The sequence below is a fragment of the Streptomyces sp. NPDC031121 genome (genome assembly GCF_055570615.1).
The window spans coordinates 24,678-42,874 of sequence record NZ_JBVIGV010000010.1; the positions used below are offsets into that span (position 1 = coordinate 24,678).

Annotated in this window: 16 protein-coding genes; 11 read left to right on the top strand and 5 right to left on the bottom strand. The window is 72.5% G+C overall.

Translation table 11 applies throughout. The features are described 5' to 3' along the window. The first annotated feature begins 27 nt into the window (after positions 1 to 27). Positions 28 to 822 carry a PspA/IM30 family protein gene (locus ACZ462_RS19635; protein ID WP_467808983.1) on the top strand — a complete coding sequence of 265 codons (795 nt, stop codon included), beginning with the start codon at positions 28 to 30 and terminating at the stop codon, positions 820 to 822. A 14-nt stretch (positions 823 to 836) separates the two neighbouring features. Then, positions 837 to 1,115 carry a PspA-associated protein PspAA gene (pspAA, locus tag ACZ462_RS19640; RefSeq protein WP_467808982.1) on the top strand — a complete coding sequence of 93 codons (279 nt, stop codon included), beginning with the start codon at positions 837 to 839 and terminating at the stop codon, positions 1,113 to 1,115. Positions 1,116 to 1,158: 43 nt separating this feature from the next. Here the strand turns inward: pspAA and ACZ462_RS19645 are convergent, their stop codons facing one another. Next, positions 1,159 to 1,941 carry a hypothetical protein gene (locus ACZ462_RS19645; RefSeq protein WP_467808981.1) on the bottom strand — a complete coding sequence of 261 codons (783 nt, stop codon included), beginning with the start codon at positions 1,939 to 1,941 and terminating at the stop codon, positions 1,159 to 1,161. A 69-nt stretch (positions 1,942 to 2,010) separates the two neighbouring features. Between ACZ462_RS19645 and ACZ462_RS19650 the strand changes: the two genes are divergently transcribed. The 3 genes from ACZ462_RS19650 (at position 2,011) to ACZ462_RS19660 (ending at position 6,956) form a co-directional block, all read left to right on the top strand. Continuing rightward, on the top strand, positions 2,011 to 2,856 hold the full coding sequence (locus tag ACZ462_RS19650; protein ID WP_467808980.1) for an adenosylcobinamide-GDP ribazoletransferase: 846 nt from the start codon (positions 2,011 to 2,013) through the stop codon (positions 2,854 to 2,856). 79 nt (positions 2,857 to 2,935) lie between these two features. After that, positions 2,936 to 3,637 carry a response regulator gene (locus ACZ462_RS19655; protein WP_467808979.1) on the top strand — a complete coding sequence of 234 codons (702 nt, stop codon included), beginning with the start codon at positions 2,936 to 2,938 and terminating at the stop codon, positions 3,635 to 3,637. A gap of 181 nt (positions 3,638 to 3,818) precedes the next feature. Further along, the gene (locus ACZ462_RS19660; RefSeq protein WP_467808977.1) at positions 3,819 to 6,956 is read left to right on the top strand and encodes an efflux RND transporter permease subunit; all 3,138 of its coding nucleotides are present in this window, start codon (positions 3,819 to 3,821) and stop codon (positions 6,954 to 6,956) included. A 106-nt stretch (positions 6,957 to 7,062) separates the two neighbouring features. Here ACZ462_RS19660 and nadA read toward each other — a convergent pair whose 3' ends face one another. Continuing rightward, positions 7,063 to 8,250 carry a quinolinate synthase NadA gene (gene nadA / locus ACZ462_RS19665; protein ID WP_467808976.1) on the bottom strand — a complete coding sequence of 396 codons (1,188 nt, stop codon included), beginning with the start codon at positions 8,248 to 8,250 and terminating at the stop codon, positions 7,063 to 7,065. A gap of 308 nt (positions 8,251 to 8,558) precedes the next feature. Between nadA and ACZ462_RS19670 the strand changes: the two genes are divergently transcribed. After that, positions 8,559 to 8,915, top strand: coding sequence for a HesB/IscA family protein (locus ACZ462_RS19670; RefSeq protein ID WP_467808975.1), 357 nt, complete (start codon positions 8,559 to 8,561; stop codon positions 8,913 to 8,915). 85 nt (positions 8,916 to 9,000) lie between these two features. On the opposite strand, the gene ACZ462_RS19675 is transcribed toward ACZ462_RS19670, so the two are convergent. Together ACZ462_RS19675 and ACZ462_RS19680 are read right to left on the bottom strand one after the other, a co-directional pair. Beyond that, positions 9,001 to 10,422: a hypothetical protein gene (locus ACZ462_RS19675; RefSeq protein WP_467808973.1), complete on the bottom strand. Its 1,422-nt coding sequence runs from the start codon at positions 10,420 to 10,422 to the stop codon at positions 9,001 to 9,003. A 75-nt stretch (positions 10,423 to 10,497) separates the two neighbouring features. Next, a complete protein-coding gene (locus tag ACZ462_RS19680) occupies positions 10,498 to 10,719 on the bottom strand; it encodes a hypothetical protein (protein WP_467808972.1) in 222 nt (73 codons plus the stop codon). Between the two features lie 132 nt (positions 10,720 to 10,851). Here ACZ462_RS19680 and ACZ462_RS19685 point away from each other — a divergent pair, with 132 nt between their 5' ends. Then, positions 10,852 to 11,829 (top strand): carbohydrate kinase family protein, encoded by a 978-nt coding sequence (locus tag ACZ462_RS19685; RefSeq protein ID WP_467808971.1) that lies wholly within the window; start codon positions 10,852 to 10,854, stop codon positions 11,827 to 11,829. Between the two features lie 45 nt (positions 11,830 to 11,874). Here the strand turns inward: ACZ462_RS19685 and ACZ462_RS19690 are convergent, their stop codons facing one another. Further along, positions 11,875 to 13,254, bottom strand: coding sequence for an aminotransferase class V-fold PLP-dependent enzyme (locus ACZ462_RS19690; protein ID WP_467808970.1), 1,380 nt, complete (start codon positions 13,252 to 13,254; stop codon positions 11,875 to 11,877). 339 nt (positions 13,255 to 13,593) lie between these two features. Here ACZ462_RS19690 and ctaC point away from each other — a divergent pair, with 339 nt between their 5' ends. From ctaC to ACZ462_RS19710, 4 genes are all read left to right on the top strand, one after another. Continuing rightward, complete coding sequence (gene ctaC / locus ACZ462_RS19695; RefSeq protein WP_467808968.1) at positions 13,594 to 14,565, top strand: aa3-type cytochrome oxidase subunit II; 972 nt, start codon at positions 13,594 to 13,596, stop codon at positions 14,563 to 14,565. Continuing rightward, positions 14,562 to 16,286, top strand: a complete 1,725-nt coding sequence (gene ctaD, locus ACZ462_RS19700; protein ID WP_467808967.1) for an aa3-type cytochrome oxidase subunit I — start codon at positions 14,562 to 14,564, stop codon at positions 16,284 to 16,286. Before ctaC ends, ctaD begins: the two co-directional genes overlap by 4 nt. Further along, a complete protein-coding gene (locus ACZ462_RS19705) occupies positions 16,283 to 16,681 on the top strand; it encodes a cytochrome c oxidase subunit 4 (RefSeq protein WP_385677618.1) in 399 nt (132 codons plus the stop codon). Before ctaD ends, ACZ462_RS19705 begins: the two co-directional genes overlap by 4 nt. A 117-nt stretch (positions 16,682 to 16,798) precedes the next feature. Continuing rightward, a complete protein-coding gene (locus tag ACZ462_RS19710; RefSeq protein WP_467808966.1) occupies positions 16,799 to 18,046 on the top strand; it encodes a L,D-transpeptidase in 1,248 nt (415 codons plus the stop codon). Positions 18,047 to 18,197 lie beyond the last annotated feature (151 nt).

The following is an 18,197-nucleotide window of genomic DNA, read 5'->3' on the forward strand; positions in this document are numbered from 1 at the left end:
TCCGTCAGAAGGGGGCGCGCGAAGCCCATGAGCGGTGTCATGAAGCGTATGGGGATGATCTTCCGCGCGAAGGCGAACAAGGCCCTTGACCGGGCCGAGGACCCGCGCGAGACCCTCGACTACTCCTACCAGAAGCAGCTGGAGCTGCTCCAGAAGGTCCGCCGCGGCGTCGCCGACGTCGCGACCTCCCGCAAGCGCCTGGAGCTCCAGCTGAACCAGCTGCAGACGCAGTCCGCCAAGCTGGAGGACCAGGGCCGCAAGGCGCTGGCCCTGGGCCGCGAGGACCTGGCCCGCGAGGCCCTCTCCCGCCGCGCCTCGCTCCAGCAGCAGGTGGGCGACCTCCAGGTGCAGCACGAGACCCTCCAGGGCGAGGAGGAGAAGCTGACGCTGGCCGCGCAGCGCCTCCAGGCCAAGGTGGACGCCTTCCGCACCAAGAAGGAGACCATCAAGGCCACCTACACCGCCGCCCAGGCGCAGACCCGGATCGCCGAGTCCTTCTCCGGCATCTCGGAGGAGATGAGCGACGTCGGGCTCGCCATCCAGCGCGCCGAGGACAAGACGGCCCAGCTCCAGGCCCGCGCCGGCGCCATCGACGAGCTGCTCGCCTCCGGCGCGCTCGACGACCAGAGCGGCCTCGGCTCCAAGGACGACATCCAGGCCGAGCTCGACCGCCTCTCCGGCGGTACCGACGTCGAGCTGGAGCTCCAGCGGATGAAGGCCGAGCTGGCGGGCGGCTCCTCCGCCCAGCAGCAGGCCATCGAGGGCGGCGCCCCGGGCTCCGCCCAGCAGCAGCAGACCCAGCACCGGTTCGACAAGCAGTAGGACAGGGGCCCGTCGTGATCGTCCGCATCATGGGGGAAGGCCAGGTCGAGATCGGGGACAGCCACTTCCCCGAGCTGAACAAGCTGGACGACGAGCTGCTCGCGGAGCTGGAGGGCGGTGACGAGCCGGGCTTCCGGCGCACCCTCGGCGCGCTCCTCGACGCCGTCCGCCGGCTCGGCGTACCGCTGCCGGACGACGCGCTGGAGCCGTCCGAGCTGATCCTGCCCGCTCCGGACGCCACGCTGGAGGAGGTCCGGGAGATGCTCGGCGACAACGGGCTGATCCCCGGCTGACCCCGGCCGGCCCCGGGCCCGTACCGGTCCGCCGGCGGCCCGCTCAGTGCGGCGGCGGCTCCTCGGGAGCGGCCGCCGCAGGGGTCTTCGCCGGGTCCGGGGCGCCCCCGATGAACTCCTCGAACCGGCGCCGCGGCGCCGCCCACCGCCGGTCGTGGTGGAAGGCCCGCAGCCCGGCGCGCGCCCGCGCCCGCGGCCGGTTCGCGTAGAACCGCCGCGCATACGGCGAGCCCGGGCGGGCCAGGCGGACCGCGCCGATCAGCGCCACGAAGGGGATCACCATCCCGAAGAGCGCGGTGCGGGCCTTGCCCTTCCACAGGGCGACCAGCGCCAGGAAGAAATTCGTGGCCATGTTCATGACCACGAGTCCGCGGTTCTGCAGCTCTTCCGTCGTCAGGTCGTTCACCCCGAAGGGCAGGAAGCCGGCCAGCACCAGCCCGACCACGGCGGCCGTCAGCACCACGATCTCCACGCTCTTGCGGCCCTGCTCGCTCCAGTACACGTCGTCCAGGTGCAGGATCAGCGCGAACTCGTCCAGGACCAGCCCCGCGCCCAGCCCGAAGACGACGGCCGACAGCAGCGACCCGAAGCCCTGCCCGCCGCTCGCGATCGCCCCGAACCCGCCGATGACCACCAGGATCACCCCCGGCACCACGTGGTGGACGTGCAGCCCGCCCGGCGCGATGTTCCCGAACGGCCCGCGCCCGGCCCGGATCAGGCGCGTGATGACCCGGGTGACCAGGAACGACAGGATGAACGCGAGCAGGGCGAGGAGCAGCGGGAGCTTCCCCGGCTCGATGATGTTCCGGTACCACCAAGAACCCATGACACCAGCTTCGCGGCTCGGGCCCCTCGGGCAAATCGCCGCCGCGGGCAGCAGGTACCGTTCCCGCCGATGACCGATCCCACGACAGACCCCGCCGGCGACCCGTCCCCGCCGTCCCGGCCCGCGCCCCCGCGGGAGCGCGCCGCGCTCGGCGACGGGCTCCGCTTCGCCTTCGGCACGCTGACCGTGCTGCCCGTCCGCGTCACCCGCTGGGACCGGCCCGCGGCCCGCACCGGCATGGCGTGCGCGCCGCTCGCCGGACTGGCCGTCGGCACGGCCGCCGCCGCCGCGGGAACCGCCCTGGCGGTGCTGGGCGGCGGCCCGCTCCTCGCCGCGGCCGCGGCCGTCACCGTCCCCGCCGCCCTGACCCGGGGACTGCACCTGGACGGCCTCGCCGACACCGCCGACGGCCTGGGCAGCGCCAAACCGGCCGCCGAGGCGCTGACCATCATGAAGCGGTCCGACATCGGCCCCTTCGGGGTCGTCGCGCTGCTGCTGCTCCTGCTCCTCCAGGCCGGGGCCCTCGCCGACGCCTTCGCCGACGGCTGGGCCCGCGGCGCCCTCGCCGCCGCCACGGCCGGCGTGGCCGCCCGCCTCGCCCTGACGCTGGCCTCCCGCGGGGGGATCCCGCCCGCACGCCCGGAGGGACTGGGGGCCGCCGTCGCCGGGGTCGTGCCGCGGCACACGGCCGCCCTGGCCGCCGCAGCGGTCGCCGTTCTCGCCGCGGCGGCGGCCGCCCCCGGCGGAGCCCTGGCCGCCGTCCGCGCCGCCGCCGCCGTGGCCGCCGCCCTGGCCGTCGCGGAACTGCTGCTGCGCCGGTGCGTGCGCCGCTTCGGCGGGGTCACCGGCGACGTCTTCGGCGCCGTCGCCGAGACCGCAGCGACGACCGCGCTGGTCGTGCTCGCCCTCGGCTGACCGCCCCCGCCGCCGCCACCGGGCCCGTACCCCCCTCCCCGGCGGCCCCCGGGCGCGTACGGGCGCGTAGGGTCGGGCCGTGGAAGAGACGCCGACGCCCATCCGGGTGCTCCTCGCCGACGACCAGGCCCTGCTGCGCAGCGCGTTCCGCGTACTCGTCGACTCCGAACCCGACATGGTGGTCGTCGGCGAGGCCGGCGACGGCGCCCAGGCCTACGAGCGGGTTCGCGAGACCGCGCCCGACGTGGTGCTGATGGACATCCGCATGCCCGGCACCGACGGCCTCGCCGCCACCCGCCTGATCAGCGCGGACCCGGAACTCGCCGCCGTACGCGTCGTCATGCTCACCACGTTCGAGGTCGACGAGTACGTCGCCGCGGCCCTGCGGGCCGGGGCCTCCGGCTTCCTCGGCAAGGGCGCCGAACCGGAGGAGCTCCTCAACGCCATCCGCGTCGCCGCCGCAGGCGAGGCCCTGCTCTCCCCGGCCGCCACCAAGGGGCTCATCGCCACGTTCCTCGCGCAGGGCGGCGGAGCGGACCCCGCGGCCCCGGCCGGCGGGCACGCCGAGCGGCTCGCCGCGCTGACCGGCCGCGAGCGGGAGGTCCTCGTCCACGTCGCCGCGGGCCTGTCCAACGACGGGATCGCCGGGCGGCTCCAGGTCAGCCCGCTCACCGTCAAGACGCACGTCAACCGGGCCATGGCCAAACTCGGCGCCCGCGACCGCGCCCAGCTGGTCGTCGTCGCCTACGAGTCCGGACTGGTCCGGCCCCGCGGCGAGTAGGGTCTGTCCGGCGGATCAGGGCCGCCGTCCGCAGTAGGGGCCGCGTACTACAGGCGCGGTATGCGCCGCATAAAGCCGGGACCCAGGGGCGACGCGGCAGCGCCCCGGCCGCGGCAGGCTGGGGGGCAGCGCACGCCCGTGCGGCCTCGCTCCGACCGACTGCAGAGAGATACCGACGCCCATGTCCTGGCTGTCCCGCTTCAGCCTGTCCCAGAGAGCGCTGATCGGCCTCGTGTCGCTCACGGCGCTGCTCTTCGGCGCCATAGCCGTCCCCCAGCTCAAGCAGCAGCTGCTGCCCTCCATCGACCTGCCGATGGTGTCCGTCCTCGCCCCTTACCAGGGCGCCTCGCCCGACGTCGTGGAGAAGCAGGTCGTCGAGCCGATCGAGGCCACCCTCAAGGGCGTCGACGGCATCACCGGCATCACCTCCACCGCCAGCGAGGGCAACGCCCTCATCATGGCCACCTTCGACTACGGCGACGCCGGCACCAAGCAGCTCGTCGCCGACGTCCAGCAGGCCGTGAACCGGGCCCGCGTCCGGCTCCCCTCCGAGGTCGACCCGCAGGTCGTCGCCGGCTCCACCGACGACATCCCGACCGTCGTCCTCGCCGTCACCTCCGACAAGGACCAGCAGGCCCTCGCCGACCAGCTCGGCCGCACCGTCGTCCCCGTCCTGGAGGACATCAAGGGCGTCGGCCAGGTCACCGTCGACGGCGCCCAGGACGTCCAGGTCACCGTCACCCCCGACCCCGCGCGCCTCGCCGCGGCCGGCCTCGACGGAGCCTCCCTCGCCCAGGCCCTCCAGGCGGGCGGCGCGACCGTGCCCGCCGGCTCCTTCGACGAGCAGGGCAAGAACCGGACCGTCCGCGTCGGAGCCGGCTACACCTCCCTCGCCCAGCTGGAGGAGCTCCGCCTGACCGCCGGACCCGGCAGGCCGGCCGTCCGCCTCGGCGACGTCGCCGCCGTCCGGCAGGAGCCCGCCAAGCCCGTCTCCCTCACCCGCACCAACGGCAAGCCCAGCCTCGCCCTGGTGCTCACCATGGACAAGGACGGCAGCGCCGTCGCCATCTCCGACGCCGTCCGGGAGAAGCTGCCCGAGCTGCGCGCCGCCCTCGGCTCCGGCGCGGAGCTGACCGTCGTCGCCGACCAGGGCCCGCCGGTCGCCCAGTCCATCTCCAGCCTCACCACCGAAGGCCTGCTCGGCCTGCTCTTCGCCGTCGTGGTGATCCTGGTCTTCCTCGCCTCCCTGCGCTCGACGCTCGTCACGGCGGTCTCCATCCCGCTGTCCGTCGTCCTCGCGCTGATCGTGCTGTGGACCCGCGACCTGTCGCTGAACATGCTCACCCTGGGCGCCCTGACCATCGCGATCGGCCGCGTCGTCGACGACTCGATCGTCGTCCTGGAGAACATCAAGCGCCACCTCGGCTACGGCGAGGAGCGCGAGGCCGCCATCCTCACCGCCGTCAGGGAGGTCGCCGGAGCGGTCACCTCCTCCACCCTCACCACCGTCGCCGTCTTCGTGCCGATCGGCCTCGTCGGCGGCATGGTCGGCGAGTTCTTCGGCCCCTTCTCGCTCACCGTCGCCGCGGCCCTGCTGGCCTCGCTGCTGGTGTCGCTGACGGTCGTGCCCGTGCTCTCGTACTGGTTCCTGCGCGCGCCGGAGGGCGTGAGCGCCGGGGACGCCGCGAGCGCCGAGCGGGCCCGCCGCGAGGCCGAGGAGAAGGAGGCGAACAGCCGCCTCCAGCGCGGCTACGTCCGGGCCCTGGGCCTGGTCACCCGGCGCCGGGCGACCACCCTCGTGCTGGCCGCCGTCATCTTCGTCGCGACCCTCGGCATGACCCCGCTGCTGAAGACGAACTTCTTCGACCAGGGCGACCAGGCCGTCCTGACCGTCAAGCAGCAGCTGCCCGCCGGCACCTCCCTGGCCGCCTCCGACGAGGCGAGCCGCCGGGTGGAGAAGGCCCTCGACGGCGTCGAGGGCGTCAAGGACCACCAGGTCACCGTCGGCTCCTCCGGCTTCCTGGCCGCCTTCGGCGGCGGCACCGGCTCCAACCAGGCCACCTTCCAGGTCGTCCTGGACGACGCCGGCGAGAGCGACGACGTCAAGAAGCGGATCGAGGACGCCCTCGCGAAGCTCGACGGCATCGGCGACACGAGCATCTCCGCGGGCGGCGGCTTCGGCGGCCAGAACCTCAGCGTGGTCGTCAAGGCCGGCGACGCCGCCGTCCTGGCGCAGGCCGCGGAGCAGGTCCGGGCCGAGATGGCGGGCCTCGACGACGTCACCGACGTGCAGAGCGACCTCTCCCAGTCCGTGCCGCGGATCTCGGTGACCGCCACCCCGAAGACCGCCGAGGCCGGCCTGAACCAAGCCGCGCTGGGCGCCATCACCGCCCAGGCCGTACGGGGCACCCCGGCAGGCAAGGCCGTCCTCGACACCACCGAGCGGGACATCGTCATCAAGTCGGCGCAGCCCGCGTCCACCCTGGCCGAACTCCAGGCGCTGCCCGTCGGGCCCGGTCTCCGCCTCGGCGACGTCGCCGAGGTCAAGGAGGTGCCCGGACCGGTCTCCCTGACCCGTATCGACGGGGCCCGCGCCGCGACCGTCACCGGCAGGCCGGTCGGCGACAACACCGGCGCCATCGGCGCCGAACTCCAGACCAGGATCGCCGCGCTGAAGCTCCCCGAGGGCGCCACCGCCTCCATCGGCGGCGTCTCCGAGGACCAGAGCGAGGCCTTCGGCCAGCTCGGCCTCGCCATGCTCGCCGCCATCGCGATCGTGTTCATGCTCCTCGTGGCCACGTTCCGGTCGCTGGTGCAGCCGCTGATCCTGCTCGTCTCCATCCCGTTCGCGGCCACCGGCGCGCTCGGCCTGCTCCTCGTCACCGGCACCCCGCTCGGCGTCCCCGCCATGATCGGCATGCTGATGCTGATCGGCATCGTCGTCACCAACGCGATCGTCCTGATCGACCTGGTCAACCAGTACCGGGCCCAGGGACTCGGCGTCGTCGAGGCCGTCGTCGAGGGCGGCCGGCACCGCCTGCGCCCGATCCTCATGACGGCGCTGGCCACCGTGTTCGCGCTGCTGCCGATGGCGCTCGGCGTGACCGGCGAGGGCGGGTTCATCTCCCAGCCCCTCGCCGTCGTGGTGATCGGCGGGCTGGTCTCGTCGACGGTGCTGACGCTGCTCCTCGTCCCGACCCTGTACACCATGATCGAGCTGCGCAAGGAGCGCCGCAGGGACAAGCGCCGGTCGCGCCTGGCGGCCGTCCCGGCGCCGCAGGGCACCGAGGCCGGCGAGCACGCCCCGGCAGGGGTCTGACCGGCACGGAGCCGAAGGCGAAAGGGCCGCTCCCGTCCCCCGGTGGGGGAGGGGAGCGGCCCTTTCGGCAGGTGCTTCCGGCTCTCGGTGCGCGGGGCGGGACCCGCTACGGCAGCGCGAGCATCCGCTCCAGGGCCAGCTTGGCGAAGCTCTCGGTCTCCTTGTCGACCTGGATGCGGTTGACGAGGGTGCCCTCGGCGAGGGACTCCAGGGCCCAGACCAGGTGCGGCAGGTCGATGCGGTTCATCGTGGAGCAGAAGCAGACCGTCCGGTCGAGGAAGACGACCTCCTTGCCCTCCGGGGCGAAACGGTTCGCCAGGCGCTTCACGAGGTTCAGCTCGGTGCCGATGGCCCACTTCGAGCCGGCCGGGGCCGCCTCCAGCGCCTTGATGATGTACTCCGTCGACCCGACGTAGTCCGCCGCCGCCACGACCTCGTGCCGGCACTCGGGGTGCACCAGCACGTTCACCCCCGGGATGCGCTCGCGGACGTCGTTGACGGAGTCCAGCGAGAAGCGGCCGTGCACGGAGCAGTGGCCGCGCCACAGGATCATCTTCGCGTCGCGCAGCTGCTCGGCGGTCAGGCCGCCGTTCGGCTTGTGCGGGTTGTAGACCACGCAGTCGTCCAGGGACATGCCCATGTCGCGGACGGCGGTGTTGCGGCCCAGGTGCTGGTCCGGGAGGAAGAGCACCTTCTCGCCCTGCTCGAACGCCCAGTCCAGGGCCTTCTTCGCGTTGGACGAGGTGCAGATGGTGCCGCCGTGCTTGCCGGTGAAGGCCTTGATGTCGGCGGAGGAGTTCATGTACGAGACGGGCACCGTCACGTCGGCGATGCCGGCCTCGGACAGCACGTCCCAGCACTCCGCGACCTGCTCGGCGGTGGCCATGTCGGCCATGGAGCAGCCGGCGGCCAGGTCCGGCAGGACGACCTTCTGGTCGTCGCCGGTCAGGATGTCCGCGGACTCGGCCATGAAGTGGACGCCGCAGAAGACGATGTACTCGGCCTCCGGGCGGGCGGCGGCGTCGCGGGCCAGCTTGAAGGAGTCGCCGGTGACGTCGGCGAACTCGATGACCTCGTCACGCTGGTAATGGTGCCCGAGGATGAAGACCTTGTCGCCGAGCTTCTCCTTGGCGGCGCGGGCGCGCGCCACCAGGTCGGGGTCCGACGGCGAGGGGAGGTCGCCGGGGCACTCCACGCCGCGCTCGCTCTTGGGGTCGGCTTCGCGGCCGAGCAGCAGCAGGGCAAGGGGCGTCGGCTGGACGTCCAAGGGCTGGGCGGTGGTCACGACACGCACCCTTTCTGTTCTGCGACAAGGGACTTCTGGAAGCGTCTGCTTCGACTTTTCGTCTATTTGACGCTATCTATGATAGCCGGTTCACGTCACTTTGACGATGCCGATAGTGTCGATGTGACGCATTCGCCCGGTCGTGAACCCGTCCCCGCGTCCGGTCCACCGGTCCGCGCCGGTGTGCGAGCATGAATGTCTGGAACACGCGTCGGGTCCGGAATGAATCCGCGCCCCCGCTCGTTGCCACCGACGGCAAGAGTCCGACGTTTCCCTGCCTGCCGGCGGGGAGCCGCCCACTTCGGGAGTGAATGCAGATGTCCGTACAGGACGACAAGACCACTGTGAGCGACGGCATCCTCCTGTCCGACGCCGCCGCCGACAAGGTCAGGACCCTGCTGGAGCAGGAGGGCCGCGATGACCTGGCGCTCCGCGTCGCCGTCCAGCCCGGCGGCTGCTCCGGCCTGCGCTACCAGCTCTTCTTCGACGAGCGCTCCCTCGACGGCGACGTCGTCAAGGACTTCGGCGGCGTGAAGGTCGTCACGGACCGGATGAGCTCCCCCTACCTCCAGGGCGCCTCCATCGACTTCGTCGACACCATCGAGAAGCAGGGCTTCACGATCGACAACCCCAACGCCACCGGCTCCTGCGCCTGCGGCGACTCCTTCAGCTAAGCCCCCGCCAGGGCCCGCGGAAGCAGAGCGAAGGCCCCCGGCACCGTCCTCGGTGCCGGGGGCCTCGCCGTCCGGCGCCGCGGGACTACCCCTGGCGGGGGAGCGGCTTCCCCGAGGTCGCGTCCACCACCGCGCGCGTCCCCAGCGGCTGCTTCAGCGTCGCCGACACGCTCATCTCCTGCGCGATCATGATGCAGGCCCGGCCCGGATCGGTCGGGGTGTCCGTGATCCGCACCGTCACCGAGCCGGCCTCCTCCCGCGCCTCCAGCGCGTAGGTGCTGCACACCCCGCCCCAGAAGTTCACCGTCAGCTTCCGGTCGGCCTCCGCGTACGAGAACCCCGGCACCGTGCGCGCCCCCGACGGGGCGGGCGCCGCCTGGCCGCCCTCCGCTGCCGGCTGCACCACCGTGTGCGCCGGCGCACCGTCCTTTCCGGCCACCTCGAAGTGCCAGGCCGGCACCAGCCCGCGGGCCCCGTTCACCGTCCCCGCGGCCAGCCCCAGCACCGCCCCCGTCACCGTCTCCGTACGCGGCGGCTTCATCGGCCGCGGCTCCGGGTCGCACGGCGGCGTCTCGCCCGGCCCCACCGGGTCGTCCGTCGTCAGCGGCACCGCCGAGGCGCAGCCGCTCGGCCCCGTCCGGTCCGGGCCGCCCGAGGAGCGGTTCAGCCGGGCCAGCGCCTCCGCCGCCCCGACCACGCGCTGCTCGCCGGCGCGCACCGGCGCCTTCAGCTCGCCGCTGCCGGCCACCACCTGGCCGTCCGGGCCGACGCTGACCTGCGTGGTCCAGCCCTTGGTGGGCCGCCCGTCGACCACCGGGTCGGCGGCCACGACACGGATCGAGCCCTGCACCAGGCGTGCGTCCAGCGCCGCGCCGGACTGCCCGGCCGCCGCCAGCACCGGCGCCGCCGCGGCCTTCGCCGCCTCCTCCGACACAGGCTTTCCGGCGCCCGCCCCGCCGTCCCCGCCCTGGGGGAGCCTGGCCGGCCCGCAGGTGTCCTTGCCGCGCTCGCAGTCGTCGCCCGTGCCGCCCCCGCCGTGGAAGCGGGAGAAGCTCCACGTCCCGGGCGCCGTCCGGGTCACCGTCAGCCGCGGCCCCGAGCCGTCCGCGCCCTCCCCGGCCCGCCAGGTGTCGCCGACCCGCCGCGGATCGCCCGCCAGGCCGAGGGCCGCCGCGAGCCGGCCCGCCTCCTCGGCCGAGACCTCCCCGGACGCCGCGTACGACGGCGCGGTGGCCGGCGCCTCCGGCAGCCTCCCCGCAGCCCGGTAGGTGACCCCGCCGCCCTGCGGATCCGGCTCGCCCGGGGCGATGCCCGGCCCGGACGGGCTCGGCGCCACCCGCGGCGCCGAGGCCGCCGGCTCGCCGCCCGCGCGGCCGCCGCCCTGCGCGGCCGACGCCCAGTACGCCGTCCCGCCGCCGGCGAGCAGCACGGCGGCGGCGATGGAGCCGATGGCCCAGGCCGGCCGCCGCCGTGTGCCGCGTGATGTCTCGGGTTGTTCGCTCGTCACCGCTTGCTCCTTACGCCCGTATCGCCGTGGCTGATGCGGGTGTGACGGAACAGACGCGAAACCGGTTCCGCCGGACTACCCGCCGTCGCCGTACTGCGCCGTGGAGGCGATCAGGCGGGCCGAGGCCGCAGGGACGCGCACCCCGTGGATCCGGGACGGCGCCACCCTGTCCGGCCGGGGGTCCGCCGGGACCGCCCAGTGCGGGGCCATCCTGGCGCAGTCGCGCAGCAGTCGCGCGAAACCCGGCCGCGTGTCGACCGCGTACTCTCCGTAGCCGAATCCCTCGGTGTAGGTCATGGGGGCACCGTAGGCTCGCACCACCGCGCGGAGAAAGACCTACTACGGGGTAGTTTCACAGGGTCGGCGGCAGGTCCGCGACGGGGTAGCGTTGACTGTCAACGCTCGCCTTCCCGCAGGAGCATCCACGCCGTGCGCATCGCAGTCACCGGCTCCATCGCCACCGACCACCTCATGACCTTTCCCGGCCGCTTCGCCGACCAGCTGGTCGCGGACCAGCTGCACACGGTCTCCCTCTCCTTCCTCGTCGACAACCTCGACGTCCGGCGGGGCGGTGTCGGCCCGAACATCTGCTTCGGCATGGGCCAGCTGGGCCTGCGCCCGGTCCTCGTCGGCGCGGCCGGCTCCGACTTCGACGAGTACCGCGCCTGGCTGGACCGGCACGGCGTCGACACCTCCTCGGTGCGGATCTCCGAGGTCCTGCACACCGCGCGCTTCGTCTGCACCACCGACGCCGACCACAACCAGATCGGCTCCTTCTACACGGGCGCGATGAGCGAGGCCCGCCTGATCGAGCTCAAGGCCGTCGCCGACCGCGTCGGCGGCCTCGACCTGGTCCTCATCGGCGCCGACGACCCCGAGGCGATGCTCCGCCACACCGAGGAGTGCCGCACCCGCGGCATCCCCTTCGCCGCGGACTTCTCCCAGCAGATCGCCCGCATGGACGGCGAGAACATCCGCACCCTGATGGAGGGCGCGACGTACCTCTTCTCGAACGAGTACGAGAAGGGCCTGATCGAGTCGAAGTCCGGCTGGAGCGACGAGGAGATCCTCGGCAAGGTCGGCACTCGCGTCACCACCCTCGGCTCCCGCGGCGTCCGCATCGAGCGGGCAGGCGAGGAGACCATCACGGTCGGCTGCCCGGAGGAGACCGCGAAGGTCGACCCGACCGGCGTCGGCGACGCCTTCCGCGCCGGCTTCCTGGCCGGCCTCGGCTGGGGCGTCGGCCTGGAGCGCGCCGCGCAGGTCGGCTGCATGCTCGCCACCCTCGTGATCGAGACGCTCGGCACCCAGGAGTACACCCTGGCGCGCGCCCACTTCATGGAGCGCTTCACCAAGGCGTACGGCGAGGACGCCGCGGCCGAGGTGCGCGCCCACCTCGCCGCCTGATCCGGTAATGCCGCCGGCCGGCGCCCGCGGGGGCGCCGGCCCGGTTCAGCTCCGGCGGCGCACCGTGTACGCCGTCCCCCGCGGCCGCGGCTCCTCGCCCAGGTAGTCGTGGCCGCGCAGGGAGCACCACGCCGGGACGTCCAGCCGGGCGACCTCGTCGTCCGACACCACGGTGACGGTCCCTCCGACGGGGACCGTGCGGACGGCCCTGGCCAGCTCGATCACCGGCTGCGGGCAGCGCAGCCCCAGCGCGTCGACCTCCACCGAGTCCGCGACCGGCTCCGACGGCTCCGCCTCCGGCGACCCGAGGGCCGCCCGGACCCGGGCCACCGCGCCGGGCAGCACCTCCAGGAAGCCGTTGACGTCCTCCGCCGTCGTCCCCGGCGGCAGGGAGACCCGTACGTTCCCCTCCGACAGCACCCCCATCGCGCGCAGCACGTGACTCGGCGTCAGGGTGGAGCTGGTGCAGGAGGAGCCGGAGGAGACCGAGTAGCCCGCCCTGTCCAGCTCGTGCAGCAGGGTCTCCCCGTCGACGTACAGGCAGGAGAAGGTCACCAGGTGCGGCAGCCTCCGGTCCGGGTGGCCGACCACCTCGACGTCCGGCACGAGCCGGGCCACGCGCCGCCGGATCCGGTCCACCAGCACCCGCAGCCGGGCCGCCTCCGCCTCCGCCTCGGCCCGCACCGCCCGCAGCGAGGCGGCGGCCGCGACGGCGGCCGGGAGGTTCACGAAGCCGGGGGAGCGGCCCGACTCCCGCTCGTCCGCCGGGTGCTGCGGCGAGAACCGGACACCTTTGCGGACCGCCAGCAGGCCGACCCCGGGCGGCCCGCCCCACTTGTGGGCGCTCGCCGCCAGCACCGACCAGGCGCCCTCCACCGGCCCCCAGCCCAGCGACTGCGCGGCGTCCACCAGCAGCGGGACCCCGGCCTCCGCGCAGACGTCCGCGACCTCCGCCACCGGCTGCACCGTGCCCACCTCGTGGTTGGCGGACTGCAGGCAGGCCAGCGCGGTGGACGCGGTCAGCGCTTCCGCGTACCCCCCGGCGGTGACGGCGCCCGTGCGGTCCACCGGCACCTGGGCCACCGAGCCGCCCGCGGCGGCGTGCACGTCGGCGGCGTGGAGCACCGAGCTGTGCTCGACCGCGGACACCACCAGGTGCCGGCCGGTGCGCCGGCGCCCGGCGAGGGCGCCCGCGATCCCCGAGTGGACCGCCTGGGTCCCCGAAGGAGTGAACACGAGCTCGTCGGCCCGGCAGCCGACGGCCTCCGCCGCCGCCTCGCGCGCCGCGTCCAGCAGGAGCGCCGCACGCCGGCCCTCCCGGTACAGCCGCGCGGGGTCCGCCCAGCCCTCGTCGAGGGCGGCCGCCAGCGCCTGCCGGGCCACGGGGTGCAGCGGTGCGGTGGACGCGGTGTCGAAGTACGGCATCCCGCCACCGTAAGGCAGCGGTCCCCGGGCGCGGCGCCGACCCGGTGCGCGGCGCCGTCCGGCCCGCCGGGAGCCGCCCGCGGCGCCGGAGCGCAGGGCCCGTCAGAAGCCGCCCCCACACGGCCGTTCGGCCGGTGCCGGCCCGTCCCCCGTACGGCGGATCCATCCCTTCGGGGGCAGTAGCGGCGCGTTGGGCACCCTCCCCGCGCGACCCCAAATAGCGTCCAGTAGGGTTTGGTCCGCATAAACATCCAAACCCCTGCCTGCGTCAGGGCCGGCGACCGACCCGAACACGGCCGCGGCCGGCCGCGCGGGCCGAGACTCTCGGGAAGGCGCTACGTGAGTCCCTACGGCTCCGACCGCTCGCCGCGGCGCCCGATGCGGCGGAAGCTGCTGCAGGCGCTGACTGCGGGCGTGGTCCTGGCGACCGCCACTGGTTGCTCGTACACATGGAAAGACTTCCCCCGCCTCGGGATGCCCTACCCGGTCACGGAGGAGGCGCCTCGCATCCTCTCCCTGTGGCAGGGGTCCTGGGCGGCCGCTCTGGTCACCGGCATCCTGGTCTGGGGCCTGATCCTGTGGAGCGTCATCTTCCACCGGCGCAGCCGGACGAAGGTGGAGGTCCCCCCGCAGACCCGGTACAACATGCCCATCGAGGCGCTGTACACCGTGGTCCCGCTCATCATCGTCTCGGTGCTGTTCTACTTCACCGCGCGTGACGAGTCCAAGCTCCTCGCCCTCTCGAAGCCGGCGCACACCATCAACGTGGTCGGCTTCCAGTGGAGCTGGGGCTTCAACTACATCGAGAACGTCGACGGCGACGCGGCCACCCCGAAGGCCGGCGCGGTTCCCAAGGAACTCGCCAGCATCCCGGACCGCTACACCAAGGCCTTCCCGGCGGGCGCCGAAGGCGTCTACGACAAGGGCATCCCGGGCGACCGGAACCCGGAGACCGGCAACCCCGGCCCGACCCTCTACCTGCCCAAGGGCGAGAAGGTCCGCTTCATCCTGTCGTCGAACGACGTCATCCACTCCTTCTGGGTGGTGCCGTTCCTCTTCAAGCAGGACGTCATCCCGGGCCACACCAACGTCTTCGAGGTCACGCCCAACCAGGAGGGCGTCTTCATGGGCAAGTGCGCCGAGCTGTGCGGCGTCGACCACTCCCGGATGCTCTTCAACGTCAAGGTCGTCTCGCCCGAGGAGTACCGGGCGCACCTGAAGGAACTGGCCGAGAAGGGGCAGACCGGCTTCCTGCCGGCCGGCATCAAGCAGACTGACCCGGCCCGGAACGCGGAGACGAACACACTGTGAGCATCCTCAACGAATCCCAGGGTGCCGCCGCAGACTCGTACGAGAACGAGCTGCCGGTACGGCGCAAGCAGCCTGGCAGCGTGGTGGTCAAATGGCTGACCACGACCGACCACAAGACCATCGGTACCCTGTACCTGGTCACGTCGTTCGTGTTCTTCCTGATCGGTGGCGTGATGGCGCTCTTCATGCGCGCCGAGCTGGCCCGTCCGGGCACGCAGATCATGTCGAACGAGCAGTTCAACCAGGCGTTCACCATGCATGGCACGATCATGCTGCTGATGTTCGCCACGCCGCTGTTCGCCGGCTTCGCGAACTGGATCATGCCGCTGCAGATCGGCGCGCCCGACGTGGCGTTCCCGCGGCTGAACATGTTCGCGTACTGGCTGTACCTCTTCGGCTCGACCATCGCGGTGGCCGGCTTCCTCACCCCGCAGGGTGCCGCCGACTTCGGCTGGTTCGCCTACTCCCCGCTGTCCGACGCGGTCCGCTCGCCGGGCATCGGCGCCGACATGTGGATCATGGGTCTGGCCTTCTCCGGCTTCGGCACCATCCTCGGCTCGGTCAACTTCATCACCACGATCATCTGCATGCGCGCCCCGGGCATGACGATGTTCCGCATGCCGATCTTCACCTGGAACGTGCTGCTGACCGGTGTCCTGGTCCTGCTCGCCTTCCCGGTCCTCGCGGCGGCGCTGTTCGCGCTGGAGTCCGACCGCAAGTTCGGCAGCCACGTCTTCGACGCGGCCAACGGCGGCGCCCTGCTGTGGCAGCACCTCTTCTGGTTCTTCGGACACCCTGAGGTGTACATCATCGCCCTGCCGTTCTTCGGCATCATCTCCGAGGTCATCCCGGTCTTCTCGCGCAAGCCGATGTTCGGCTACATCGGCCTGATCGCCGCGACGATCGCCATCGCCGGCCTCTCCGTGACCGTGTGGGCGCACCACATGTACGTCACCGGCGGCGTACTGCTGCCGTTCTTCTCCTTCATGACCTTCCTGATCGCGGTACCGACCGGTGTGAAGTTCTTCAACTGGATCGGCACCATGTGGAAGGGCTCGCTGTCCTTCGAGACCCCGATGCTCTGGGCCGTCGGCTTCCTGATCACCTTCACCTTCGGTGGTCTGACCGGCGTCATCCTGGCCTCGCCCCCGCTGGACTTCCACGTCTCCGACTCGTACTTCGTCGTCGCGCACTTCCACTACGTCATCTTCGGCACCGTGGTCTTCGCGATGTTCTCCGGCTTCCACTTCTGGTGGCCGAAGTTCACGGGCAAGATGCTGGACGAGCGCCTCGGCAAGATCACCTTCTGGACGCTCTTCGTGGGCTTCCACGGCACCTTCCTGGTGCAGCACTGGCTGGGCGCCGAGGGCATGCCGCGCCGCTACGCGGACTACCTCGCCGCCGACGGCTTCACCGCGCTGAACACCATCTCGACCGTCAGCTCGTTCCTGCTCGGCCTGTCGATGCTGCCGTTCATGTACAACGTCTGGAAGACGGCCAAGTACGGCAAGAAGATCGAGGTCGACGACCCGTGGGGCTACGGCCGTTCGCTCGAGTGGGCGACGTCCTGCCCGCCGCCGCGGCACAACTTCGTCACCCTGCCGCGCATCCGCAGTGAGTCGCCGGCCTTCGACCTCCACCACCCGGAGATCGCGGCCCTCGACCACCTCGAGGACCACGGCGCCAAGGCCGTCACCGGTGGCAAGGAGGCCGGCAAGTGAAGATCCAGGGCAAGATGTTCCTCTGGCTCTCCGCCTTCATTCTGATCATGGCCGTCGTGTACGGCGTGTGGTCGAAGGAGCCCGTGGGGACCACCGCGCTCTTCCTGGCCTTCGGCCTGAGCGTGATGATCGGCTACTACCTGGCCTTCACGGCCAAGCGCGTCGACGAGATGGCCCAGGACAACCTGGAGGCCGAGGTCGCCGACGAGGCGGGCGAGCTGGGGTTCTTCTCCCCGCACAGCTGGCAGCCGCTCTCGCTGGCGATCGGCGGTGCGCTCGCCTTCATGGGCGTCGTCTTCGGCTGGTGGCTGATGTACTTCTCGGCCCCGATCATCCTGATCGGCCTGTGGGGCTGGGTGTACGAGTACTACCGCGGTGAGAACCAGAACCAGTAGCCGCACTCGGCTCGGTCGAACGCCTGGGGCCCGGACTCCTCGAACAGAGGAGCCCGGGCCCCTCGTTTGCAGTCATCCCGCGCGCCGGGATTGTCGTATTTCCCTAGCGTTGGCCCCATGAACCACTCACCGCGTCTCTGGACGGTCATCAGCTGCTCCCTGCTGGTCGCGTCCCTCGGTGCCGGCACCACCGCATGCGGGTCGCACGAGAACCCGCTGTCAGCCCGCCCGCACGACGCGGGCGAGCAGATCGCCTTCAACCAGGTCCAGGGCGGTCGCCCGGTCGACCACAACCGCCCCCTGGAGGTCACCGCGAAGGGCGCGGGCAGCAGCCGCATCACCGACGTCACCGCCGTGGACGTGCACGGCCGCCACCTCGCCGGCGAGCTCACCGCCAAGGGCGACCGCTGGCACAGCACCGGCCCCCTCGCCGCCGGCGTCCGCTACACGGTCACCGTCAGCACCGAGGACGAGCGGGGCGCCCCCGGGCAGCGCACGCTGACGTTCCACACCACTCCGGCCAAGAAGGTCCTGAACGTCGAATTCGGCCCGGAAAAGGGCAAGTACGGCGTCGGACAGCCCCTCACGGCCGAGCTCAGCGAGCCCGTCAAGGACAAGGCCGCCCGCGCCGTCGTCGAACGGGGCCTGGTCGTCGACGCCCCGCCCGGGGTCGAGGGCGCCTGGCACTGGGTCGACGACAAGCGGCTGCATTTCAGGCCCAAGGAGTACTGGCCCGCCAACAGCACCGTCTCCGTACGGAGCAACCTGGAGGGCATCAGGATCGACGGCGAGCTCCACGGCGCCGCCGGCACCCCGCTCACGCTGGAGTTCGGCGACCGCGTCGAGGCCATCACCGACGCCGCCGCGCACCACCTCACCTTCAAGCGCAACGGCGAGGTGGTGACCACCCTCCCCGTGACCACCGGGAAGCCCGGCTTCTCCACCCGCAACGGCGTCAAGGTCGTGCTCGGCAAGCAGTACTACGTCCGTATGCGCGGGGACACCGTCGGCATCGGCGGCAGCGAGAACTACGACCTGCCCGTCTACTACGCCACCCGTGTCACCTGGAGTGGTGAATACGTGCACGCCGCCCCGTGGTCCGTCGGGTCCCACGGCTACGCGAACGTCAGCCACGGCTGCACCGGCATGAGCACCGCCAACGCCGCCTGGTTCTACGAGAACATCACCGAAGGGGACATCGTCCAGGTCGTCAACAGCATCGGCGAGGACATGGACACCTTCGGGAACGGCTTCGGCGACTGGAACATGGACTGGAAGGACTGGCGCGAGGGCAGCGCCCTCCTCTCGGGCACCCGCGACGGCCGCACCCCGGCCGACCACGCCCGCCTGCGCCCGCAGGTCTGAACCCGGCGGCCCCGCGCCGCCCCCGCGGCCCGCGACCGGTGCGGGGGGGGGGGGGGGGGGGGGGGGGGGGGGGGAGGAGGGGGGGGGGGGGATGCGGTGGGGGGGGGGGGGGGACACAACAACCACATCCTACCCCCGACCACCCTAACAA

Excerpts from the sequence above, each read along its gene's own strand:
- ACZ462_RS19635 (WP_467808983.1), top strand. The coding sequence starts at position 28 with ATGAGCGGTGTCATGAAGCGTATGGGGATGATCTTCCGCGCGAAGGCG.
- ACZ462_RS19645 (WP_467808981.1), bottom strand. The coding sequence starts at position 1,941 with ATGGGTTCTTGGTGGTACCGGAACATCATCGAGCCGGGGAAGCTCCCG.
- ACZ462_RS19650 (WP_467808980.1), top strand. The coding sequence starts at position 2,011 with ATGACCGATCCCACGACAGACCCCGCCGGCGACCCGTCCCCGCCGTCC.
- ACZ462_RS19660 (WP_467808977.1), top strand. The coding sequence starts at position 3,819 with ATGTCCTGGCTGTCCCGCTTCAGCCTGTCCCAGAGAGCGCTGATCGGC.
- ACZ462_RS19670 (WP_467808975.1), top strand. The coding sequence starts at position 8,559 with ATGTCCGTACAGGACGACAAGACCACTGTGAGCGACGGCATCCTCCTG.
- ACZ462_RS19680 (WP_467808972.1), bottom strand. The coding sequence starts at position 10,719 with ATGACCTACACCGAGGGATTCGGCTACGGAGAGTACGCGGTCGACACG.
- ACZ462_RS19690 (WP_467808970.1), bottom strand. The coding sequence starts at position 13,254 with ATGCCGTACTTCGACACCGCGTCCACCGCACCGCTGCACCCCGTGGCC.
- ACZ462_RS19710 (WP_467808966.1), top strand. The coding sequence starts at position 16,799 with ATGAACCACTCACCGCGTCTCTGGACGGTCATCAGCTGCTCCCTGCTG.